The following is a 22,918-nucleotide window of genomic DNA, read 5'->3' on the forward strand; positions in this document are numbered from 1 at the left end:
CCTTTGCGTTAAGCCTTTAAGTCTTGCACCTTTTCCAAGAGCGCCACGTCCTCGACGTGTACCGTCTGCGGGAACATGTCCACCGGCTGCACCTCGAGGGTCCGGTACCCAAGACCCGACAGGATGTCCAGGTCGCGCGCCAGGGTCTCCGGTGAGCAGGAGACGTAGATGATACGGGCAGGATTTATGGCCGCTACGCTCTTCAAAACCTTCTCTTCGCACCCTTTCCTGGGCGGGTTCAGCACGATCAGGTCGGCGCCACCCTCCTCGCCGATCTCGTCGATGAGATGCACGGCGTCGCCCGCCTCGAAGCTGCAGTTGTCGGCGCGGTTCATCGCCGCGTTGGCGGTGGCGTCGGCGACGGCCGCCTCTACCACCTCGATCCCCACCACTTCGCGGGCCCGGTCCGCCAGGAAAAGCGAGATGCCGCCGATGCCGCAGTAAAGGTCGATCACCCGCTCCTTGCCGGAGAGATGCGCGAACTCCCGCACCTTCTCGTAGATGATGCGGGCGGCGCCGCTGTTCACCTGGAAGAAGGAGTGCGGCGAGAGGTTGAAGCTCTTGTCGCCGATGAAGGCCTTCAGGCTCTGCGCCTTCGTTATGGAGCGGTCCTTGTGGCCGAAGATCACGTTCCCCGTAGAATTGTTGATGTTCTGTGCCACGACGGCGACCTCGGGGACTGCCTGCTGGATGAACTTGGCCAGGTGGTGCATCTCGTTGTAGCCCTGATCCGTGGTCACGAAGACCACCATGACCTGGTTGCCGGGCTCGGCTACGCGCACCACCAGGTAGCGTAAGAGCCCCATCTCGCTCTTCGGGTTGTAAATCTGCACCTTCCCCTTCTTGATCCCGGCCTTCGCGGCCTTAACCACCTTGTTGATCAGCGGATGGTGCAGCGCGCAGTCCTCGATCTCCAGCACGTCGTGCGTGTTGCGACGGTAGATCCCGATCACCGGGTCGGAGTGCTTGCCGGCGACGACGAGTTTCGCCGTGTTGCGGTAGCCTAGCTCGCTCGGTGAGGCGATCACGTCATGTATGGCGGCACCGGAAAGGGAAGGGTATCTGCGGATCTGGCGGCTCACCATTTCTTTTTTCCAGGCGAGCTGGGCCGGGTAGCGCATCTGCATGAGACCGCAGCCGTCGCAGGCCTTCCCCATGGTGCAGGCCGCTGAGGGGGCGCGGTCGGGCGACCGCTTCAAAAGCTTTATGATATTGGCGAAGGACTCCCTGCGCCCGACATAGGTGATCTTCCCGACGACGGTCTCACCGGCGAGTCCGCCAGCTATGAGAACGCGGGTCCCTTCGTGGATAGCGACGCCGAACCCCTCTTCGTTGTTTGAAATAATCTGGAGTTCCAGCACCTGGCCGCTGCGCAGCGCAGGCTGGCGCTCATCCCTAGCACCGGCCGGGCGCGCCGGTTTCCCCTTCGCCTGCTTGGTGGGCGCTTTGCCATCGGCCTTCTTGAAGGTCTTTCCTGCGGGTTGCTCGCGCTGGTCGCGTGGCGTTCCTGCTGCAGGACGGGCAGGTTTCTCTGCACGGGAAGGGGCCGCCGCTGCCCGTTCCGGCTTGGCTGCCGGCTTCTTCGTCTTCGGAGCGGGAGTGTTTTCCTTGCGGGAAGGTTTTGAGTTCTCGGTGAAATGCTTTGGTTTGCTGGTATTTTTCATCCTTCTTTCATAGATTGAAAAGCCAACCGTGTCAACCGCCGAATTGCTGCCACTCTGCCTTGCATAGGTGACCCCGAGGGATACACTAACGCTGGCGCAACTCTCATTGTGTCGGAGAGAGACGAGTCGAGAAAGATTTAAGCCTGGGAGGAGATCATGGCCAGCCTGAGAAAGCAGCTGCTGTTCCTTGTGGTGGGGATGTTGTGCGCCGCATTGCCGCTGCAGGCAAAGGAGGCAAAGATGTCGCAGATGAAACTGATCAGTTCGGCGTTCAGTCACTCGGCCCGCATTCCCGCCGCCTTTACCTGTGACGGCTCCGACACGAGCCCGCCCTTTGCCATCTCCGGAGTCCCCGGCGAAGCCAGATCCCTTGCCCTCATCATGGACGACCCCGACGCACCAGCGGGCACCTGGGTGCACTGGGTGCTCTGGAATATCGATCCCGCCACCAGGGAAATCGCGCAGGGTGGCGTTCCCCACGGGGCCGAGCAGGGGATGAACAGCTGGCGACGCAAAGGCTACGGCGGCCCATGCCCGCCGTCCGGGCAGCACCGTTACTACTTCCGCCTCTACGCACTCTCCGAACGTCTGAACCTTCCCTCCAACAGCACGAGAAAAGAGCTCGACCTTGCCATGAGGGGGAAAATCCTGGCACAGACCGAGCTCCTAGGTCTCTACGCGCACAGGTGACGCTTTAATACACGAAGCAGTCGCATCCAGGGGGTGGGAAGTGCCATCCCCTCTGCAACGAGGCGTGGGCGTGCCCCCTATGCAGGGGCTGCACCTCGGCTTGCCCATCCACTTTGTGATACCCCCCGTACCGACCCACCGGCGACCAGTCCGGGCTCACCGGTAGGGGCGGGACCAGGTTGCCGAACTCCTCTCCGCCGTACACCACCTTCCCGCCGACGACGGTAAGCACGGACTCGATCCCTTTGATCTCCTCCTCGGGAACCGTGAAGTAATCGGACGAGAGCACGGCGAGGTCGGCTAGCGCGCCCGGAGCGAGGGAACCTTTTTTCCCCTCCTCCTGGGAAAACCAGCTGCTCCCGCGTGTGTACAGGGTGAGGGCCTCCATGCGGGTCAGCCGGTTCTGTTCGGGGTAAAGGATGCTTCCGCCAATGGTTCGCCCGCTCACCATCCAGTAAAGCGAGAGCCAAGGATTGTAGCTCGACACCCGCGTCGCGTCGGTACCAGCTCCCACCGGAATCCCCATCTCCAGCATGGACCTTATGGGGGGAGCGTGTGACGTGAGCCGCTCGCCGTAGCGTTCCAGGAAATATTCGCCTTGGAAGGCCATGCGGTTCTGGGTCGCGATACCGCCGCCGAGTGCGGCGACCCGCTCCAGATTCCTGGCCGAGATAGTCTCCGCGTGATCGAAGAACCAACGGAGCCCTGCGAAAGGAACCACGCGGTGCACCGCCTCGAAAACGTCGAGGAAGCGCGTGATCGACTCGTCGTAGGTGGCGTGGAGTCTGAAGGGCCAGCGCTTCTCGACCAGAAGTCGTACCACCTGCACGAGCTCTCCCTCCATATCCGACGGGAGGTCCGGGCGAGGTTCCAGGAAGTCCTCGAAATCCGCCGCCGAGAACACCAGCATCTCGCCCGCCCCGTTCATGCGCAGGAAATCGTCCCCCTGTCCGGGTCCCGTCATGGTTACCCACTCCGAAAAATCGGCGAGTTCCCCTTTGGGGTGCTGGGTGAAGAGGTTGTACGCGATGCGCAGCGGCAGTTCCTCCCGGCCGGCAAGCTCGTTGATCACCCGGTAGTCGTCCGGGTAGTTCTGGAAGCCGCCTCCGGCATCGATGGCGCTCGTGAGCCCGAGCCGGTTCAACTCCCTGAGAAAATGGCGCGTCGAGTTCATCTGGTCCTCGAAGGAGAGCTTCGGCCCCTTGGCGAGGCTCGCGTATAGCAGCATGGCGTTCGGTTTCGCAATCAAAAGTCCGGTCGGGTTGCCGTTTCTGTCCCGCTCGATCACCCCACCCGGCGGGTCAGGCGTATCCTTGCCGTAACCCAGAACATGCAGCGCCGCCCGGTTCACCAGGGCGCGGTCGTATAGGTGCAGCACGAATACCGGGGTGTCGGGCGCCGCCAGGTTCAGCTCCTCCAGGGTGGGCATGCGTCGCTCCTTGAACTGGAACTCGGTCCAGCCGCCGATCACCCGCACCCATTGCGGCGGCGGGGTCCGTTTCGCCTGCTCTTTCAGCATCTCAAGGGCGAGCGCCAGCGACGGCACCCCATCCCAGCGCAGCTCCATGTTGAAGTTGAGCCCGCCCCGGATGACGTGAATATGTGAGTCGTTCAGCCCCGGGATTATCCGCCGTCCCGCTGCATCGATCCTTTGCGTATGTTCGTCGGCATCAGCGATCAGTTCCTCCCCGCCTAGACCCTCCACCTTGCCGTCGCTGATCGCGACGGCGGTGACTTCGGGACGTTGTGCGTCCAGCGTGCTGATCCTGCCGTTATATATAATCAGGTCAGGTCCCTTCATCAGCGTTACCTCCCGAAAAAAAGCAGGCAAGGGGTAGATCCCTTGCCTGCCGGTTTGCTATTTCGAGGAAACGGTGCGGCTTGCCGGCGCCCCGTGCACCATGGTGTAGGCGTACTCGACCCCCTGGCCGTACGCGCCGCCATGCTCCTTCACCGCCGCAATCACTTCGTCGTAGGTCTCCTTGCGCGCCCACGTTCTCTGGTACTCGAGCATCACCTGCAGTGCAGTCATCGGCACGGCTCCCGCCTGCTCGATGCGACGCATCGCCGCGTTATGGGCGACCACGCTGGTTCCCCCGGAGGCGTCCTCCACGGCGTACACTTCGTACCCCGCCTTCATGGCATCGAGCGTCGGGTAGGCGAGGCAGACCTCGGTCCAGAGTGCGGCCATGATCAGCTTGTTGCGCCCCGCGGCCTGCACCGCTTCTACGAATTTCGGATCATCCCAGGAATTCATGGAACTCCGCTCGATGATGTCGTTGTCCGGGAATATGTCCAGGAGCTGGGGCCACATGTTGCCTGAGAAGCTCTTGGTCTCGACGGTGGTGAGGATGGTGGGGACGCGGAAGATCCTGGCGGCCTTTGCCAACAGGATCACGTTGTTCATAAGGGTCTGCCTGTCTATGCTTGCTACTCCGAAAGTCATCTGAGGCTGGAAGTCGATGAAGATGACTGTGCTGTTTGTTGGATTGAGCAGATCGAGTTTACTCATGACAGCTACCTCCTGTGTCTTTTACCTCCAATAGGCACAGTATAGTCCCCCCGCTGATAAGTGGCGTGGGAATTTGCGGACTGTCGCAGCCTGTTTACTGCAACAGCGGAGGGGTTATCCTCCTTGCTTTTCCCCATAGATTTAGCTACTATGTCCCGCTATGAAAAAACTCACCCGGCAGATCATGATAGGAAACGTGCCGATCGGTGGCGGCGCTCCTTGCTCGGTTCAGTCCATGTGTTCCACCGACACAAGGAACGTTGCCGCGACACTGGAACAGATAGGTCGCCTCGCCGAGGCAGGGTGCGAGATAGTGCGCTGCGCGGTGCCCGACATGGATGCCGCAAAGGCCCTCGCCGCAATCAAGGCGGGGAGCCCCATGCCGCTCATCGCCGACATCCACTTCGACTACAAGCTCGCCCTGCAGGCGCTCGAATCCGGCGTGGACGGCCTGCGCCTCAACCCAGGCAACATCGGCGAGCGCTGGAAGGTCGCCGAGGTGGTCAAGGCGGCCGCCGAAAGACAAATCCCGATCCGTATCGGCGTGAACGGCGGTTCGCTGGAGAAGGAACTCCTGGTCAAGTACGGGCACCCGACCCCGGAAGCGATGGTTGAGTCCGCACTCGGGCACGTCCGCATCCTCGAAGAGCTCAACTACCGGGAGATCAAGATCTCCATCAAGGTGTCCGACGTACTGAGGACGCTGGAGGCCTACCGGCTCCTCTCCGACGCGGTCGACTACCCGCTGCACATCGGCGTCACCGAGGCGGGCACCGTCTTCTCCGGGACTATCAAGTCCTCAGTGGGCCTGGGTATCCTGTTGCACCAGGGAATCGGCGACACCATGCGCGTGTCGCTCACCGGCGATCCGGTACACGAGGTGCGCGTCGCATATGACATCCTGAAGTCGCTCGGCATCAGACAGCGCGGCATCAACTTCGTCTCCTGTCCGACCTGCGGCAGGTGCCAGGTAGATCTCATCCCGGTCGCCGAGGAAGTGGAGCGGCGCCTGGCCTACGTGGAGAGCAATATCACCGTTGCCGTCATGGGGTGCTCGGTCAACGGTCCCGGCGAGGCGCGTGAAGCTGATTTCGGCATAGCGGGCGGCAGGGGCGAGGGGCTTCTCTTCAAGCACGGCGAGATCCTGCGCAAGGTCCCCCAGGACCAACTGGCTGACGCACTCATTGAAGAAGTCCTGAAGGCAACGTCGAAAGCTTAAAGTGTTTTTTAAATTCATAAAGAGGTCGAACTATGCGTTACTCCCAGTACTTTATCCCCACCGTTAAGGAAACCCCTTCCGATGCGGAGGTCATCTCCCACAAGCTGATGCTGCGCGCCGGCATGATCAGGAAACTTGCCGCCGGCATCTACAACTACCTGCCGCTGGGGCTACGCTCCATCCGCAAGGTGGAGCAGATCGTCCGCGAGGAGATGAACCGGGCAGGGGCCATCGAGCTCCTCATGCCCGCCGTGCAGCCGGCCGAGCTCTGGAAGGAATCGGGCCGCTGGGACTTCTACGGCAAAGAACTGCTGCGCTTCAAGGACAGGAAGGACGCCGAGTTCTGCATGGGACCGACCCACGAGGAGGTCATCACCGACCTGATCCGCAAGGAGATCAGGAGCTACCGGCAGATGCCCATCAACCTGTACCAGATCCAGGGTAAGTTCCGCGACGAGATCCGCCCGCGCTTCGGCCTCATGCGCGGCCGCGAGTTCATCATGAAGGACGCGTACTCCTTCGACGTGAACGAGGCGGGTGCCGACGTTTCCTACGAGAAAATGTACAAGGCCTACCGCCGCATCTTCGAACGTTGCGGGCTTAAGTTCCGTGCCGTCGAGGCCGACACCGGCACCATCGGCGGCAACTACTCCCACGAGTTCATGGTGCTTGCCGACTCCGGTGAAGACGCCATCGTCTCCTGTTCCTGCTGTGAGTACGCGGCAAACATGGAGAAGGCCGAGACCAGGAAGAGCGCGGCAGCGGAACACGCCGATCCCCGTCCCATGGAGCGCATCGCCACTCCGGGGCAGAAGAGCATCGAGGAAGTCTCCGCGTTCCTCGGCGTCAACGCGACCCAGGTGGTGAAGACCCTCGTGCTCGTCGCCGACGGCGAGCCGGTGGTTGCCCTGCTGCGCGGCGACTACGACCTGAACGAGATCAAGCTGAAGAACCACCTGGGCGCCGCTGAGATCGAAATGGCCGAGGACGACGTCGTCCTCAAGGTGACCGGTGCTCCCACCGGCTACGCTGGTCCCGTCGGCCTCGCCGGCAAGGTGAAGGTGGTAGCCGACCTCTCGCTGGAGGGGATGCACAATTTCGTCACCGGCGCGAACGCCGCCGACATGCACCTGAAGAACGTCAACATCGGGCGCGATTTCAGCGTGGAAGGGTACGTCGACATCAGGAACGTCGTGATCGGCGACCCCTGCCCGCGCTGCGACAGCGGCAAGCTCGAGATCTGGCGCGGCATCGAAGTCGGCCACGTCTTCAAGCTCGGGACCAAGTACTCCAAGGCCCTGAACGCGAGCTTCCTCGACGCCAACGGCAAGGAGCAGATCATCTTCATGGGGTGCTACGGCATCGGCATCGGCCGTACCGTCGCCGCCTGCATCGAACAAAACCATGACGAGAACGGCATCATTTTCCCGATTCCCATCGCACCTTTCCACTGCATCGTCTCCGCGCTGTCCGCGAAGGATGACGAAGTGAAGGCCGCCTCCGAGCAGATCTACAACGAACTCCTGGAAGCTGGCGTGGAAGTGCTGCTCGACGACCGCGACGAGCGCCCGGGCTTCAAGTTCAAGGACGCCGACCTGATCGGCATTCCGCTCAGGATTGTGGTCGGCGCCAAGACGCTGGCAGAAGGCAAGGTTGAGCTGAAAGAGAGAAGAAGCGGCGAAGTGGAGATCCTGCCCATAGCCGAAGCCGTAGCCAAGGTGAAGGCAGCCGTTAAAGAGGCGTTGCGGGTCTGACACTCAAACAGATAACATCCCCTCGCCCTTCGGGCCTTCGCCCACCGTAGGGCTTCGGCCCGCAGGCGGGAGAGGGGAAGGGGTGAGGGCGTGGCTAGCTCTGCCCAAATCGTCTAAGGGATAAAATCGATGACCAGAGAAGAAGCAATCAAGAAGATCATTTTTGCCATGGACGTCAAGGAATTCAGCCACGTCCAGTACTGGGCCGAGCTCCTTTCCCAGCACGTCGGCATGTTCAAGGTCGGCAAGCAGCTTTACACCGCCTGCGGCCCCGCAGCGGTCCGCATGATCCAGAAGTGCGGCGGCGAGGTCTTCCTCGACCTGAAATACCACGACATCCCGAACACCGTGGCCATGGCCGCCCTCGAAGCAGGCCACTTGGGCGTCCAGCTCTGCGACGTGCACGCGATGGGCGGTTACGAGATGATGAACAAGACCATGGAGACCCTCGACAAGAACTTCTCCGGTTGCACGCCGCGTCCGAAGGTTCTCGCCATCACCGTGCTCACCTCCTCCAACGAGGAAACCCTGCGCGGCATCGGCATCGATCTCCCGGTTCCCGAGATGGTGGTGAAACTGGCCAAACTTGCCAAGAGCGCAGGCGTCGACGGTGTCGTCGCCTCCCCGCAGGAAGTTGGGCTCATCCGCGAAGCCTGCGGCAAGGACTTCCTCGTCGTCACCCCCGGAGTCCGTCCGAGCTTTGCCTCCGCCGACGACCAAAAGCGCATCATGACCCCGGCCGAAGCGGTCAAGGCAGGCTCCGACTACCTCGTCATCGGCCGTCCCATCGCCGCTGCCGAAAATCCTGCCGAAGCCGCCCAGAAGATCGTCGACGAGATCGTAGCTGGCTAGCAGTCGTACTCGATTTACCTACAATCAACACTAACCGCGTCCGGATAGGACGCGAAGTAGAAATGAAGGAGCTTCCCCATTATGTGAGGAAGCTCCGCCTATTTTGAGGGAACCATGTCAAAAGAAGAAATCATCTACGGCCTGAACCCGGTCATGGAAGCCGTCAGGGGCTCGCGCAAGATCTTCGAACTTTTCGTTGCCGGCACCAGCGCCGACAAGCGCCTGGAGAAACTCCTGAAGCTTGCCGCCGAAAAGAAGATCCCGGTGCGCCAGCGCGAGAAAGGCGATCTCAGCCGCCTGTGCGGCACCGAACACCACCAGGGCGTCGCCCTGAAGGTGGAACCGTTCCCTTATGCCGATCTCGACGATGTGCTTGAAGGACTTGAAGGCAATCCGAACGGGCTCATCCTGGTGCTCGACAGCGTGCAGGACCCGCATAACCTAGGGGCCCTGATCCGTAGCGCTGCCTGTGCCGGCGCGCATGCCGTCGTGATCCCGAAAGATCGCGCCGCAGGCGTCACCGCCGTAGTCGAGAAGTCCTCCGCGGGCGCCACCGAGACCGTTCCCGTAGCACAGGTGACCAACATCTCCCAAGCCCTTGAGAGTCTGAAAAAAGCAGGCTTCTGGATCTATGGAGCCGACGGTTCCGCCAGGAGCACTTTATACCAGCAGGACTTCACCGGCCGCGTAGCCCTTGTCATCGGTGGAGAAGGGGAGGGGATCCGTCCTCTGGTCCGAAAAGGGTGTGACGAAGTGGTGAGCATTCCGCTTCAGGGAGGCGTGAACTCGCTGAACGCATCAGTTGCCGGTGGGATCTTCCTGTTCGAGGTTGTTCGTCAAAGGCTTACAGTGAAGAAGTAATTAAGCAAAGGTCCCGGAGCGAATAATCATTCGCCCCAGCTGCGGGCTGCTGACTTCAAGCAGTCTTCCTGAGAAAAAGAAGTCAGGGTAATGTTTACATTGACTTGAGCTGGCGGGTACTGTATAAAGGTCGAGTTGTTCATGACGCGGGGTGGAGCAGTCTGGTAGCTCGTCGGGCTCATAACCCGAAGGTCACAGGTTCAAATCCTGTCCCCGCAACCAAAACACTACAAGGCACTTGGCTGAATCAGCCAAGTGCCTTTTTTGCGTATTATCCTTTCAACCTTTTCCCACCTTCTCACCTATTGCAGTTGGTTAAAAAACCCTTTGACATAAATAGCGGTGTGGCCTAGTCTAGGACCCCTCTTTCGCGTAACGTTAATAAGTTACACAAGTTACCAACGTCCCTCCTGCCTCCCATTTCGAGGCCCCCCCGTCTAAACGAGTGGACAAGGAAATGGGACGCTTCCTGTCGTGGTGGGATGAGAGTAAGGGACAGGTTGAAGGGATAATCCGGGCCGCCGTCGCCCATTTCTGGTTTGTCACCATTCACCCCTTCGAGGACGGTAACGGGCGAATTGCCCGTGCCCTCACCGATCTTGGCCTTGCCCAGGACGATATGCAGCGGGTTCGTTACTATAGCCTCTCCACTCAGATCATGGCAGAGCGGGAAGGTTATTATGACATCCTGGAGAGGTCGCAGAAGGGCACCTGCGACATCACCGACTGGCTGGCTTGGTTTCTCGGCAGCTTTGCAAGAGCCATTGGGCGTTCCGAGGACATTCTTAATGGTGTTTTCTCCAAGTCGGAATTTTGGCGGACTCATGCCCACGAAAAACTGAAGGATCGCCAGAAGAAAGTCATCAACCGTCTTCTTGATGAAGGCCTTGGAGGGTTCGAGGGAGGGATGACGACCTTGAAGTATGCTTCTATGACCCACTGCAGCCGCGCCACGGCTTTCCGCGAACTGGATCAGCTGACTGAAATTGGGATAATGCGAAGAGAAGGGCAGGGGCGAGCGGTAAAGTATGAACTAATCCTTTAATAGGGTTTCTTTATGGACAAAAAAGAACTCAGCGAACGCGACATCTGCAGTAAGTTCATTACGCCTGCGATTCTGAAATCGGGCTGGACCCAGGGCCAATTTCGAGAAGAGGTGAAGCTGACGGACGGGCGTGTCGCAGTACGTGGAAAGATGGCGGCCCGCATCAAGAATCCTGAGGCTAAGGGCGGTCCAAGGCGAGCTGATTATGTTCTCTATGCTGTCGTTCTCCCAGATGGGTTTCTGTTTGGCGACGGCATCAAGGGTACGTTGAAAAAACTGCTCCTGCGTGACTGTAAGCTTCACACCGTTGTACGACTGCCCAAAGGCGTTTTTGCGCCCTATACCACCATCAAAACCAACCTGCTCTTCTTCACCAAAGGCGCAGTGATAGTCGACGGCACCGAGAATTTCCATACCGACACCATCTGGTTTTACGAGCATCCTTACCCGTCGGGGTACAAGAGCTACTCCAAGACGAAGCCGATCCGTTTCGAGGAGTTCAAGCCCGAGCAGGAGTGGTGGGGGAGCGAAGAAAACGACTTTGCCGACCGCGAGCCAAACGAGTTTGCCTGGAAGGTAGACTTCAAAACCAAACGCGAACAGGCAGAGGCGGCGGCTGCGCCGCACTGGCAACGGGCCGAGCAGTTGAATAATGAGGCTGCTGCACTGGAAAATGAAGCGCGTGACATGAAGAGCAGCCTGGTTGGTTGCACCGATGCTACATATCGGGAAAAAGTGGAAGCCCAGATTGTTGCCCTGCGCGAGCAAGCCGAGTCGTTGAGGCTTCAAGCCCGCGATGCCCAGGCCGCCGGTGACCGTCTCTACTGGCCCATCTACAACCTCGACCTAAAGAATCCCAACGCCCCGGAAGAAGAGAGCCACGATCCCGACGTGTTGCTGGAAAAATTCAAAACCCTTCTGGGGCAGATTGAGGAGACCGAGAATCAGTTGAAAAGCGAATTGGCTGCTGCTTTGGCGCATCATTTCGTTGGTGAGGAAGCCTGATGGATGCACAGCGGTTCTTGGCCGAGTTTGGGTATATTGCCAATGCGCCGGGAGGCGTGGCGCGGTTGCGGGAGATGGTTCTCTCTTTCGCTGTGCAGGGCAAGCTAGTGAAGCAGCAGACCACGGACGAGCCTATTTTAGAATGGCTTTCTCGAAACGATGCTCAGAAGATCGAATTAGTGAAGCAAAAAAAAATTTCTAAGCAAACAGCCTTTGCCCAGATACCGAAAGATGATCAGCCCTACCAGTTACCCTCTGGTTGGACGTTTGTACGGCTAGGTAGAATAACGACTAAAATAGGATCAGGCTCTACACCTCGAGGCGGTCGAGAAGTATACGTTAAAGAAGGAATATCCTTTCTTCGCTCTCAAAATATTTGGAATGATGGAATTAGGTTTGATGATGTCGCATTCATTACCCCAGGGGAACACCTCCGCATGTCAGGCACTGCGGTTCAGAGCACAGATATCCTTTTAAATATAACAGGTGCATCATTGGGACGCTGTGCATTGGTTCCCACCGATATTGGAGAAGCTAATGTGAGCCAACATGTCTCGATTATTCGTCCAACTGATCCGGACATTCGAGATTATTTGCACCTATGTTTACTCTCTCCGTTCGTCCAAGCAATGATCTGGGGGCGTCAAGTAGGAATGGCGCGTGAAGGCCTCAGCAAGAAAGTGCTTGAACAATTCGAAATCCCTCTGCCCCCAGTCAAAGAACAATCTCGCATCGTCGCCAAAGTCGATGAGCTGATGGCCTTGTGCGATAAGTTGGAAGGGCAGCAACAGGATCGCCGCACGCTGCAGAACAGCCTGCGTCAGTCCACACTGAAAGCCGTCGCTGCCGCTACCAGTCCGCACGAACTGCAAACCACCTATTCGCTTCTTACCGAAAATTTTGGAAGGTTGTTTCAGACTCAGGAGGATGTTTCCGACCTCAAGGATCTGATTCTTGATTTAGCAGCCAATTGTCTATTGTCTGAGCCACGCAGTGATGATGGTAATCCTGTGGAAATTCTTGAAGCAATAAGCGCTCAGCAACGTGCAGAGCTAAATGCCAGAGAATTGCGAGAGATCGGCGCGTTACCAAAACCAATACACGAAAATAAACGTGCTCGTCTTGCACTTGGCCATATTGTGAAGCTAGTTTCAGGGCAGCACTTGTCACCAGATGAATACAACACGCTTCATGATGGAATTCCTTACATAACCGGTCCTGCCGAATTTAAGGATAGCCGCCCATGTCCTTGCAAATGGACAAATGAGCGGCGCTCTATAGCAAGAACCGGGGACATCCTCATCACGGTAAAAGGTTCAGGGGTCGGAAAAACTGCGCGATGTGATCTGGAAGAGCTTGCTATAAGCAGGCAATTGATGGCGATTCGGCCTCTTGGCCATGTTAACAGCGTTTATTTGTCCATTTGCATCGATTCCGCAAAGAGAAAATTTCAAGCGCAGAAATTTGGAATTGCTATTCCCGGGATCGGCAGAGAAGAGGTGCTTGGTCTTCAAATCCTGTTGCCGAGCATTGAAGAACAGAACCGCATCGTTGAGCGGTTTAAGTCGCTGATTAAATTATGTGCCTCGCTGGAAGCGCAGTTGCACTATTCATCGGAATTATCCAGTCACTTCGCTAATGCAGCTGTTTCCGGCATCACCGGTGTTACGACCGAACAAGAAGAGGACAAATCCGTGAAAGTTCCCCAAACTGAACTAATTGCCCCGCTACGACTTGGCAAAGCACCCGACATCAAAGCCCAGGCCCCGTTGGCCACGATTCTCGCTCGCAACAATGGCGAAATGGGCGCCAATGACCTGTGGCAACGTTTCGGCGGCGAGATCGATGCCTTTTACGCCCAGCTTAAGATTGAAGTTGCCTACGGCTGGATTCTGGAACCCTCTGTGGCAGAGATGCGCGAGAAGTCCACCACTGCGGCGGGGGCCTAAAATGCAACTGCAACGCCTACGCATTCCAATCTTCCGTAACCTGCGGGATATGGAGATTGTGTTCAACACCCACCTGGAGGCTGCAGCCGATTCCTCAGCAGATACCCCTCCACTGTCAATCCGCAGCCACGCCCTGATTGGTCAAAACGGCACCGGCAAGTCCAACCTGATCGAAGCCCTCATTACCATCTTTCGCGATATCGATCTCGACCGTGAGGCCCCCTTCGATTACACCCTGGAGTACAGCATTCGTGGCCATTCCGTACGCATAGAGGCAGACATCTCAAAGCAGAAACGGCCATTTGTCTGGGTGGACGGAGAGCAGAAATCACAGGACTATCTCATCAAGAACGATCCGCCTGACAAAGTGCCTCGTGACGAACGGCGTGGTCCTCGGTTGCTGCCGACCCACATCTTCGCCTATTACTCCGGCCGCAACGAGCGTATTGAAACGCTCTTCAAGGAACACCAACAACGCTTTATCCGCCGCATGGAAAAGCCGACGGATGAAGTATTGCCTGCGCAACTCCTCAGCAATTTCTCGGCTTCAGCCTCAGATATTCAGGCTATCGAAGCCACCCAAAAACGCCAGCAGAGCAGCCTGAGGAAATTGGGAGATGACCGGCTACGTCGCCTGTTTTACTGTCGTGGCGGACACAGCCAGCTGGTGCTGTTGGCATGCCTGCTTTCGGATGATCCGGTTTTCAAGAAAGTGATGAGTAACCTGCATATCGAATCATTGGAATCGGCTCTATTCGTGCTGAAGGAACCTTATTACCTGCGCGAAAAGCGACGCAGCGGCAGGTTCGATGAGAATGAACTCAATGAAGGTGATCCTCGCTTTTGGTATGCACGCGGCAACGTAGTTAGCGAATTTCTCGACAAGCTCTGGCAGGTGGCCTGGGCGCCTATTGAGCAGGAGGCGACCAAACCAATCGATTTCCGGGGCCGCACCGAGAGACAAAAACAGCTCTACCTCTATGTGTCTAGCCAGGAGAAGCTCAAACAACTGGGGGAACTGGTCGGCAGTACTGACAGCTTCTTCCGTTACGCAGAGGGAGCCTACATCGGCGACCTCATCGACGAAGTGCGCATTACCGTGAAGAAGCGCGACGAGCACGGTGGTAAGGTGAGTTTTACCCAGCTGTCGGAAGGTGAGCTGCAAATGCTTACTGTGCTGGGGCTGATGCGCATCACCCGCGAAGACCACTGCCTTTTCCTGCTTGATGAGCCCGATACTCACCTCAACCCGATCTGGAAGCTACGCTACTTTGACGACATCGAGGGAGTATTAACTGCAGCCGATGGAGCGCTGGTGCAAGGTGAGTCGCAAATACTCATCACCACGCACGACCCCATGATGGTGGGGAGTCTCAAACGCGAACAGGTGCACATCCTGCGAAGTGAGGGGAACCGTACGGTGGTAGATCAGCCCGACACTCACCCCCAAGGGATGGGGGTGACAGGCTTGCTCAAGAGTGAACTCTTTGGTTTAGCGTCCACACTGGATACCGAAACCGAACGGCGCCTGTTCCGCCGTAACGAGCTGTTTGTGAAAACACCACGCACGGCGGAGGAGGATGCTGAGCTTAGCCGCTTGAGTGCCGAATTGGCCGACCTTGGCTTTTCAACTGCCGACTTCCGCGATCCGGATTACGCGCTTTTTGTCCGCAAGATGTCACAGCATCGCAAGTTCAGAAAACCTGTACTCACCCCGGAAGAGCAGGCGGAACAAGACGCCATTGCCGATTCGATCATTGACGAAATCCTGCGTGAGGAGGTTGCTCAGTGATCTGGATTGATCTCAAGCATAAACTGCCGACCGATGCAGACTTGCCGGCTGACGTGCGTTGGTCGCAAGCGGATTGGGATGCCTGGCTGGCCGAGTCACAACAGTTCGTTGCCGTACTGGCTTGGCTTGACGATGCCGGACAAACCAAGATACGCAACCAGTATATCGATGACCATAGCGCACACTGGGGTAAGCTAAAGCCCTGGCTGAAGGCCTTATCAGGTGGGAAATGCTGGTTCTCTGAGGTAAAGGAATTGTATTCACACTATGATGTTGAGCACTTTCGCCCGAAGAAAGAGGCAAAAGAGCTTGATGAAACAATACGAGATGGCTATTGGTGGCTAGCATTTGATTATATGAATTTTCGTCTTTGCGGGAATGTTGGTAATAGGAAAAAGGGTGGCTGGTTTCCATTAAAAAATGGATCACTATGCTCAACGTATGTAAACCGATGTGAAGAATCCGAGACCGCATACTTCATAGATCCAATAGATGATAATGACGTCTCGCTTATCGCATTTGATGAAGAAGGTAAGATGGTCCCTGTTCCAGGTAGTTTGCAGTGGGAGCAGGATCGCGTGACGGAGACAGCCAAACGACTCAAACTAAATGAGCATGTAGAACTGGCAGAGGCTCGTCGTAAAGTGTGGAAGAAGATGGACATTCTGATCAACGATTTTCTCAACGCGAAATCTCGCTGTGGTGCTGGTAATAATCCTGCGGTTAAGGGCGAATTGACACAGATTCGAGCTCGCATTCGGGAGATGCTAAGACCTGAAGAAGAGCTTACGGCTGTTGCCAAATGGTGCATTCTTCTTCGGAATAACCCTCAATTATCCACACTGGTAGGTTTATAATGAGAATCGTTGCTGGAGGCCTTAATGGCCTCTACCTCGAAGAAATTCACACCAACTCGATTAAAGATGCGATCTGGGTCAAAGCGGCAATAGCTTATGCGAATGGCCATCCGAAAATTTTCGACGACTGCTGGAAGAATGGCGTTCCTCTCACCTTCTATGGCCGTTACGACAGCAGCGCGCCTGTCTCAACGAATATACTTAAAACCTTTCTCGACCGAAAATCCCCAAGTTTCATCTGCAAGCTAGTCCCTGACATTTTTCACCCGAAGGTTATCTGGTGGGGAGGCTATGGGGCCTACATCGGCTCAGCAAACCTTACAGATAACGGGTGGGTGGGCAATATAGAAATGGGAGTATTCTTCTCACAGGAAGATCTAATTGCAAATAATCTGGAGACCGAGCTTGATGATTTTTTTGAACAGGTCGATGCAAGGGCGCATTCCCTGACAAAAGAGATTTACGATGAAATTTGCGATCTTGAATCGAAAGAATTCAACGCCAAGAAGTCACGTGGCAATGAGAAGGCTACATTTGACAAGAAAAGGATAATTCCCAGGCTTCCACCACTCCAACAAGTTCCACCCAAAAATAGTAACGAGCGCAGACGTAATGCTTTTCTGAAGGAGTGGCGCGATACCCTGCAGATATTGCGTGACATTGCCGACCGTGTGTCTAGCCCGTCTAATCAGCCTGCTTGGCTTCCTCAGGATACTCCAAAAGGTGTACAAGCCGATCAATTTTTGCATGCCTTCTATTACAACCATGTGCTGCAGGGCCAACGAGCCACGCATCATGAACTTCACGAGAAAAATGCCAAGAATCCAGAGGTTGCCCTGAAAAATGCAATTTCTTGGTGGAAAGGGACACCCACAGCACCTTCTTGGGAGGATGCCAACATTAGGAACTCGCGGGTTGTAAAAGACAAGTTAAACATAAGAAAGATACAAAATCTCACGGAAGATGAATTTCTTGAAGTTTGCAAGGAAGTCCACGCGCTCACTGACCACTGCCTTCGAGTTAGAAACAGCACTTTCGGTCTTCCTGCCAATCAATACACAGAAAAGGCAGAACGTATAAGGATTCTCGGCCATTATCTATGGGTACAAAGAACCAATAATAATCGCAACGTTGTTGATGTGTTGAAGCACGTTCTCTACGGGGGAAAGATTGAAGATGTTCCTGATAGAATCTGGGAGTGCATTTCGTTGGATGAGTTCAAAATACCGCATTTAGGCATCAGCAGTTTAGGCGAAATTGTCGGCTGGGCATTGCCTGACACCTACCCTCCGAGGAATGGACGCACAAGCAAAGCTTTGAGGGCATTGGGGTACAAGGTAAAAATACACTCAGAATAAATCGTCGTTTATGGGGCATGAATATGAAATATGTCATGGTCACTAACTGGGAAAACCATTGGGACAATCTTAGGAACAACCGGACTCAGTATAGTCTGGGGATGCTTAAGTCTGGGGTTGATCCGTCAAGTCTACCTGAAAGCGCTGAGACTGTTTTTATCAAATTGAAGCCTGTTACGAAAGTAGTTGAAAAGGCATGGATTGGGAGGAGCTATAATTTTCACATAAATCGCAATAAAATTGAATTCTCAGTAGAAATAGCACACCCGATAACCTGCCCCGATCAGTATGCGCGCTTCTCCGAGGGGTGGTTTCAGGTCAGCGACGAAGTGAACACGAAGAGTGAGTTACTTCCGGGCTTTATGCTGAATCTAGGAAGCACAAAAGACTGGCGGACGTTTGAGAACGATCTATACATGCTGCTCAAATGCATAGGTATAAATGACGCCTACAAATACGAACAGACCGATCAACGTGGGAAAGCGGATGGTTACTTCTCTTTTGGCAATTTGTCAGTTTTGTATGATTGCACCCTGGAGTCAAAATTCGAAAAACTGAAGAATGTTCAGATCAGCAACTTCTGTGACCAGCTAAAAAAAGACAAAATCGAAGTTAAAAGCAGAAAAATCACCATTGGACAACATAAAAAGGCCGTTTGGATCATTACCAAATGTCGATCCTCCCACCAACTTGACCAGATTGATGATGTCAAAATCAAAGAAGTATCAGTTTACGATCTCGTCGATCTGTATATCAGAAGGATCACTTCTGAACTTGATTCGGAAGGGCTCGAGGAAGCTCTTACTAAAATTGGCCAAGGGTGATTTGCATGGCGAAGATTTTTAAAGTTCATACCGATGAACTGGGACGATTAATCGCCTGCCTGCAGAAGTCGATGTACGGGGTAAGCCGAACAGCCTTCACGCAGGAGCTGCCATCTGAATTGCGCTCAGCTGCTGACGGGGACATTGTCTTTATTAGCGAAAGGAAAATAAGCGGGAATGCCTTGTTTGGGCCACTCTATATTGTCGCCAACAGACAGGGGGTTGTACCGGCAAGGAAGTTCGGAAGCTGGGTTGAAATCGATGTCAGAAGGAGTGACCCTAAAGAGCTTGCATATTGGGTTGATCTTGAAAAGAGGAATTATTGTTTGCTCTTTGATAAAGTGCTCAGTGACAGGATATCAATTGTCTGGCCAAATGATTGGGTGCGGATTGGTCTTCAGCTTCCCTCTTGGGGAATAGTAACTGACGATAACGCACATAAGTTGATCGATTTCGCAATTTCTAATGAACAAGAAGCACAATCATTCTTCCAAAAACATAACTTTTGGTAGATTTAGGATTTATAGCTCCAGCGGTGACGGAGGCGGCAGCGCTGGTGGATAGTTTGTTGACTAGGAGAAGCAGCTTGATTATAGCGAATTGTCTTGTAGATATCGACCGACTTGGCGAGATTATCCAAGAGGCAAAGAAGCTTGCATGGGAATATAAAATGCTCACCGGCAAACCCCTTGGGATAACCGGAGAAGTTGCAGAGTACGAAGCCGCTCGACAACTAAACCTGCAGCTCTGCGATGCCAGGCAAGCAGGCCACGACGCTACCCAGAAAGGTCTTGCTGGGGAAAAGAAGATTCAGATCAAGGGGCGCTGCGTTACGTCAAAGAAATCAGGGCAGCGTGTACCAAGTATCAAGCTCACGCACGATTGGGACTCCGTGATGCTCGTGCTGCTCGATGACAACTTTGAGCCTATCAAAATACTTGAGGCTGAACGATCAGCTGTTGAGCAGGTGTTGACGAAGCCCGGCTCAAAATCGAGAAATGAACGCGGCTCTATGTCCATCAGCCAATTTAATTTTATTGCTCGACAAGTCTGGCCAAAGGAGGGGTAATATGGCAAATCTACCTGGCCCGCAACCTGATATCAGGTTCTGCCCAATCTGCAAAGGTGACGTGGAAAATGTGCCAAGAAGCAAGATGCGATCTAAGGGCTACACCAGGAAAGATGGCACCGTATCTGAGCATACGCACACCTATGAATGCAAATCATGTGGCACAAGATTTGAGATTAATCAAGATCGGTAGGTGGTCGATAAAGCTGGATTAGGAGTGGACACAAATCACGATGATCTTTGGTTTCATTCGACATATTCCCCTCAGCCTTCAGCCTGTCAAAATAGTTTCAGTTGACGACTATCAATTTCAGTTAAAACTGTACACCAAACTGTACACCAAAATCCGAAAAACATGGTAAAAATGGTTGACATGGGCAGGCAGGGCGTGATACCTAACTTCTTAATATAGCTGTAAGTTTGTGAATTCACAGGTGAAACGGGAAAGGGTTGGAGGGACCTCATAACCCGAAGGTCACAGGTTCAAATCCTATCCCCGCAACCAAATAAACAATAGGCGCCCGGTTATGAACCGGGCGCCTATTTATTTTCTGTGGTCTGGCACCTCAGGTGCATGTGTTGTGCGTACCAGAGCCTTTACCAGGCTTTTCCCTCCTGATCGGATCACCTAGTGGCGGAGCTCCAAAAGCGCGCTGTAGTCCACGACGGCACCGTCCTCGGTAAGCCAGGGAACGCCACCCACGACGAACCGCGCGCGTACCGTACCCCACCGCGGCGCAAGAAGGTTGTGGAACCCTTTCTCGTTGAAGGTCGCGGACCATGTCCTTTTTCCAAAATCTATCTCCAGGATGACTCCTTCCTTCGCATACTTGAAAACCCCGCCGGTTTCGAAGGCTTCCTGGAAACCATCCATGGTGATCAGCCGAACGACGAACGGATGGTCGTTCACGTTGATTTCAACGTCGCCGAAGTCCGGCAGTACGGAGGGCAAGGTGCCGGCAAGCGACATTTTGCCCGATTGGTTGGTGCTGTCGTAACGCCCATCAAAGGATGTCACATGCGCCCGGAGGTCGTCCGGGGCCGGTTTGTTCCACCGCCAACTGAGATTGATGTCGTGGTTTAAGACGGTGTAGAACGTGTACAGTTGATTCACTCCGAGCACCAGCCTGGCTTGCGTGACGCCCGCCAGCAGGCGACCGTTGAAATCGGCCTTGTCGATGGCGAGGTCATAGGTGGCCGAGCCGAAATCAAGGCTAAGACTCACGCTGGGTTTCGCGCCGGGGTTGCTTTGGAACTTCCAGACTTTCCCGCTGCGGTGCCACGACCCATTCCCGGATGAGGACCACGAGCCGCCGGCGACCTCGATGGTGACGCCTTTGGCGGGATCGAATAGTTCCGCAGTCATAGGAATGCGCCGCTCCCTTCCATCCTCGTCTACCCAAGCCAGGCGACCGGCCTGGACAACATAGTGGCTGTAGGGTGCGCCACCATCGCTGCCACCGGTGCCGTTGACGATGCGGCCAAACGCACGGGCAGGAGGCAGGGCCGTGCCGCTGATCCCGCCGCCGGACGAATTGGGAGCGGAGAGCGCCATGCTGATGGCGTCGTCATCGCAGTATTCGCCGACACGGCAGGCCATGTTGATTCTCCAGGTGAGGCACCACGGCAACTGGCTGCTGTAGGCGGTAGGAACCCATGGGACCTTGCCTTCCGCGGCAGCGCTTGCTACCGGGTGCAGCCAGTAGGTCCGGATCCTCATGCGGTCAAAGCACTTCCTGTCCGAGCAGGCGGGGGTCGTGGCGTACGCCGCCAATGTCGTTCCGATCCCAGTGGTGGTCTTGGTGTTCCAGCTGAACCTCCCGTCGTAGCCGACCGAGATGTTGTTCTCAGCCCCTATCGAGAAGCCCTTGAGTCCGACTTGCCCCCCCATGCTCATGCCGGCATTCACCTGGATCTCGTTGGTGTGCCCCGAACCGGTCATGCTCTCCGTGGCCAGGGTGTAGCCGATCGTCCTTTTGCTGGAACTGGTGGCCAGTACGTCGGTGGTGCAAGTGGAAGTCGTGGATTTACACGGATACCACGTCGTGCCTCCGTCCCCCGCCCTCGTTTCCCAACGGGCATCGTTCTGCCAGTTCAGGATTTCGCCGTTGGCGAGATTTTTCGGCGCCATCCAGTAATCGAGGTTCGCGGCGTTGTCGTACACGTCGCCGTAGTTGAACGATCCCATCCCCTTGAACCACGGTTTGGTGTCCTCCGGGTACTCCGCGGTTTTGGAGACCGGATCCCGCAGATCAAAGTCCTCCAGCACGTAGTCCGGGCGCCCCTTGGTGGAAATGGTCTGCAGGTCCATCTGGTAGCCCGTGCCCTGGTCGATCAGCGCCGTACCCCCGATCGAGGCGTCGGTCCGGTAATCGTAGGCATACAACGTCGAGTTCTGCACGTACACGTGGGGTGCGCTGAAGAGCGCCCAGCCGCGCGTGCCGATCACGTTGTAATTCTGCTTTCCGGTTCCAAGTTCGTCTGAAATTGCGACCGTCACGCTCGACTTGGTTCCAGACTCCTTCTCCCAGGTGTGCTTGTAGGTTGCATCGAAGCTCCTGCTGAAATGCAACATATCGAGAAGCCCCACCGTTATCTTCCTGCCGACCGATACCGATGCCGTATTCTCCATTACCGTCGTGGTTTCAGTGGTGTTCGTCGTGCTCCTGTTGAAGTCCACCCCGGAGAGCTCGCCGATGAGGTTGCTCCCTTCCGGGAGCCCCTGGCGGCTGAAGGGGGGCGAGCCCAGAATCACCCCGACGAGGGTCCAGTACTTCTTGCTGATGCTTTCCGTGACGTTTTCGATCCCGGCGGGAGGAGGCGTGGGCTTCGTTTTGCCGTCGGTATCGACGAAGGTACAGGCCGGAACGGCGTCGATGTGCTGTGGGACCAGGAAATCGGAACCAAACGCGAAGGGAGTCTCGGTGATCCACCAGTTATAACCTCCAAGGAGGGCGATATATTGTCTTACCGCCTGCCTGTCGGGATAGCTGGAATTGCACTTGAACTCGGACCAGGGATAGACCATGAGGCTGGGATTTACGTGGTCAAAGTACTTGACCCGCGTGCTGTCCCAGGTCCAGGTCCCCCAGCCGCCGTCGATGGAGGTATAAACGTACTCCGCATGACGTGCCGGGTTGTGGTTGGAAGAGGTGAACTGCTCCCCTGATTGTCCGAAGAGCTGTACCGCGGGGGCGAGTGCACCGGCTGCCAGATCCTCGTTGTCCCCTGCGTTCCCTTTCGCCTTGGTTCCAACCGACAGCGATACCCGTCCTCTCCAGTGCCCGCTGGGGTCGTACAGGCCGCTGTCATTGGAGCCGTTGTGAATCTTGGACTGGGATTGCGAGCCGAACTTCCCGTTCCAATCCACCGCGTCCAGGTGATCGTAATAGTAGTGCTGGCCGGATATGTAACCGTAGGCCACAAGGATTCTCTGGCCGTCAGGCGTGTTGAGCGTCACTGCGTCC

The 22,918-nt window shown here is 55.8% G+C and carries 17 protein-coding genes, 1 tRNA gene and 1 pseudogene; 15 read left to right on the forward strand and 4 right to left on the reverse strand.

The features are described from left to right. Positions 1-8: 8 nt before the first annotated feature. On the reverse strand, positions 9-1,664 hold the full coding sequence (gene rlmD, locus E4633_RS14440) for a 23S rRNA (uracil(1939)-C(5))-methyltransferase RlmD (protein ID WP_246038143.1): 1,656 nt from the start codon (positions 1,662-1,664) through the stop codon (positions 9-11). A 156-nt stretch (positions 1,665-1,820) separates the two neighbouring features. On the opposite strand from rlmD, the gene E4633_RS14445 reads away from it, so the two are divergent. Continuing rightward, positions 1,821-2,354 (forward strand): YbhB/YbcL family Raf kinase inhibitor-like protein, encoded by a 534-nt coding sequence (locus tag E4633_RS14445; protein WP_198419449.1) that lies wholly within the window; start codon positions 1,821-1,823, stop codon positions 2,352-2,354. A 4-nt stretch (positions 2,355-2,358) separates the two neighbouring features. On the opposite strand, the gene E4633_RS14450 is transcribed toward E4633_RS14445, so the two are convergent. Both E4633_RS14450 and E4633_RS14455 read right to left on the reverse strand, forming a co-directional pair. After that, positions 2,359-4,155, reverse strand: coding sequence for an amidohydrolase (locus E4633_RS14450; protein ID WP_135871180.1), 1,797 nt, complete (start codon positions 4,153-4,155; stop codon positions 2,359-2,361). A 57-nt stretch (positions 4,156-4,212) separates the two neighbouring features. Then, positions 4,213-4,866 (reverse strand): hydrolase, encoded by a 654-nt coding sequence (locus E4633_RS14455; RefSeq protein ID WP_135871183.1) that lies wholly within the window; start codon positions 4,864-4,866, stop codon positions 4,213-4,215. Between the two features lie 160 nt (positions 4,867-5,026). On the opposite strand from E4633_RS14455, the gene ispG reads away from it, so the two are divergent. The 14 genes and pseudogenes from ispG to E4633_RS14525 all read left to right on the forward strand — a co-directional run bounded on the left by ispG (position 5,027) and on the right by E4633_RS14525 (position 19,451). Continuing rightward, positions 5,027-6,085 (forward strand): flavodoxin-dependent (E)-4-hydroxy-3-methylbut-2-enyl-diphosphate synthase, encoded by a 1,059-nt coding sequence (ispG, locus tag E4633_RS14460; RefSeq protein WP_135871185.1) that lies wholly within the window; start codon positions 5,027-5,029, stop codon positions 6,083-6,085. A gap of 32 nt (positions 6,086-6,117) precedes the next feature. Beyond that, on the forward strand, positions 6,118-7,839 hold the full coding sequence (locus tag E4633_RS14465; protein ID WP_135871187.1) for a proline--tRNA ligase: 1,722 nt from the start codon (positions 6,118-6,120) through the stop codon (positions 7,837-7,839). A 129-nt stretch (positions 7,840-7,968) separates the two neighbouring features. Next, on the forward strand, positions 7,969-8,691 hold the full coding sequence (gene pyrF / locus E4633_RS14470; RefSeq protein WP_129126492.1) for an orotidine-5'-phosphate decarboxylase: 723 nt from the start codon (positions 7,969-7,971) through the stop codon (positions 8,689-8,691). A gap of 114 nt (positions 8,692-8,805) precedes the next feature. Next, positions 8,806-9,552 (forward strand): 23S rRNA (guanosine(2251)-2'-O)-methyltransferase RlmB, encoded by a 747-nt coding sequence (gene rlmB / locus E4633_RS14475; protein WP_135871189.1) that lies wholly within the window; start codon positions 8,806-8,808, stop codon positions 9,550-9,552. Positions 9,553-9,697: 145 nt separating this feature from the next. Then, positions 9,698-9,774, forward strand: a tRNA-Met gene (locus E4633_RS14480). A gap of 205 nt (positions 9,775-9,979) precedes the next feature. Beyond that, a pseudogene (locus tag E4633_RS14485) lies at positions 9,980-10,597 on the forward strand (Fic family protein); the annotation flags it as partial. A 12-nt stretch (positions 10,598-10,609) separates the two neighbouring features. After that, on the forward strand, positions 10,610-11,602 hold the full coding sequence (locus tag E4633_RS14490; RefSeq protein ID WP_198419450.1) for an N-6 DNA methylase: 993 nt from the start codon (positions 10,610-10,612) through the stop codon (positions 11,600-11,602). Then, positions 11,602-13,551 carry a restriction endonuclease subunit S gene (locus E4633_RS14495; RefSeq protein WP_135871190.1) on the forward strand — a complete coding sequence of 650 codons (1,950 nt, stop codon included), beginning with the start codon at positions 11,602-11,604 and terminating at the stop codon, positions 13,549-13,551. The genes E4633_RS14490 and E4633_RS14495 overlap by 1 nt, the downstream gene beginning before the upstream one ends. A 1-nt stretch (position 13,552) precedes the next feature. Then, positions 13,553-15,343, forward strand: a complete 1,791-nt coding sequence (locus E4633_RS14500) for an AAA family ATPase (RefSeq protein WP_135871192.1) — start codon at positions 13,553-13,555, stop codon at positions 15,341-15,343. After that, positions 15,340-16,200 carry an HNH endonuclease family protein gene (locus E4633_RS14505; RefSeq protein WP_135871194.1) on the forward strand — a complete coding sequence of 287 codons (861 nt, stop codon included), beginning with the start codon at positions 15,340-15,342 and terminating at the stop codon, positions 16,198-16,200. Before E4633_RS14500 ends, E4633_RS14505 begins: the two co-directional genes overlap by 4 nt. After that, positions 16,200-17,558 (forward strand): phospholipase D-like domain-containing protein, encoded by a 1,359-nt coding sequence (locus E4633_RS14510; RefSeq protein WP_135871195.1) that lies wholly within the window; start codon positions 16,200-16,202, stop codon positions 17,556-17,558. The genes E4633_RS14505 and E4633_RS14510 overlap by 1 nt, the downstream gene beginning before the upstream one ends. Before the next feature lie 23 nt (positions 17,559-17,581). Then, a complete protein-coding gene (locus E4633_RS14515; protein ID WP_135871197.1) occupies positions 17,582-18,382 on the forward strand; it encodes a hypothetical protein in 801 nt (266 codons plus the stop codon). Positions 18,383-18,387: 5 nt separating this feature from the next. Further along, positions 18,388-18,894 (forward strand): hypothetical protein, encoded by a 507-nt coding sequence (locus E4633_RS14520; protein ID WP_135871199.1) that lies wholly within the window; start codon positions 18,388-18,390, stop codon positions 18,892-18,894. Positions 18,895-18,968: 74 nt separating this feature from the next. Then, the gene (locus E4633_RS14525) at positions 18,969-19,451 is read left to right on the forward strand and encodes a hypothetical protein (RefSeq protein WP_198419451.1); all 483 of its coding nucleotides are present in this window, start codon (positions 18,969-18,971) and stop codon (positions 19,449-19,451) included. A 628-nt stretch (positions 19,452-20,079) separates the two neighbouring features. Here the strand turns inward: E4633_RS14525 and E4633_RS14530 are convergent. Further along, entirely contained in the window at positions 20,080-22,875 is a 2,796-nt protein-coding gene (locus E4633_RS14530; RefSeq protein WP_135871201.1) for a hypothetical protein, read from the reverse strand. Positions 22,876-22,918: the final 43 nt, after the last annotated feature.

This window comes from Geomonas terrae (genome assembly GCF_004791675.1).
In the GTDB taxonomy this organism is placed as follows: Bacteria; Desulfobacterota; Desulfuromonadia; order Geobacterales; family Geobacteraceae; genus Geomonas; species Geomonas edaphica.

What these genes read in the sequence shown, in the direction of transcription:
- E4633_RS14490 (WP_198419450.1), top strand. Translation starts at nt 10,610, where the DNA reads ATGGACAAAAAAGAACTCAGCGAACGCGACATCTGCAGTAAGTTCATT.
- E4633_RS14510 (WP_135871195.1), top strand. Translation starts at nt 16,200, where the DNA reads ATGAGAATCGTTGCTGGAGGCCTTAATGGCCTCTACCTCGAAGAAATT.
- pyrF (WP_129126492.1), top strand. Translation starts at nt 7,969, where the DNA reads ATGACCAGAGAAGAAGCAATCAAGAAGATCATTTTTGCCATGGACGTC.
- E4633_RS14455 (WP_135871183.1), bottom strand. Translation starts at nt 4,866, where the DNA reads ATGAGTAAACTCGATCTGCTCAATCCAACAAACAGCACAGTCATCTTC.
- E4633_RS14450 (WP_135871180.1), bottom strand. Translation starts at nt 4,155, where the DNA reads ATGAAGGGACCTGACCTGATTATATATAACGGCAGGATCAGCACGCTG.
- rlmD (WP_246038143.1), bottom strand. Translation starts at nt 1,664, where the DNA reads ATGAAAAATACCAGCAAACCAAAGCATTTCACCGAGAACTCAAAACCT.
- E4633_RS14495 (WP_135871190.1), top strand. Translation starts at nt 11,602, where the DNA reads ATGGATGCACAGCGGTTCTTGGCCGAGTTTGGGTATATTGCCAATGCG.
- ispG (WP_135871185.1), top strand. Translation starts at nt 5,027, where the DNA reads ATGAAAAAACTCACCCGGCAGATCATGATAGGAAACGTGCCGATCGGT.
- rlmB (WP_135871189.1), top strand. Translation starts at nt 8,806, where the DNA reads ATGTCAAAAGAAGAAATCATCTACGGCCTGAACCCGGTCATGGAAGCC.
- E4633_RS14500 (WP_135871192.1), top strand. Translation starts at nt 13,553, where the DNA reads ATGCAACTGCAACGCCTACGCATTCCAATCTTCCGTAACCTGCGGGAT.
- E4633_RS14465 (WP_135871187.1), top strand. Translation starts at nt 6,118, where the DNA reads ATGCGTTACTCCCAGTACTTTATCCCCACCGTTAAGGAAACCCCTTCC.
- E4633_RS14445 (WP_198419449.1), top strand. Translation starts at nt 1,821, where the DNA reads ATGGCCAGCCTGAGAAAGCAGCTGCTGTTCCTTGTGGTGGGGATGTTG.
- E4633_RS14520 (WP_135871199.1), top strand. Translation starts at nt 18,388, where the DNA reads ATGGCGAAGATTTTTAAAGTTCATACCGATGAACTGGGACGATTAATC.
- E4633_RS14515 (WP_135871197.1), top strand. Translation starts at nt 17,582, where the DNA reads ATGAAATATGTCATGGTCACTAACTGGGAAAACCATTGGGACAATCTT.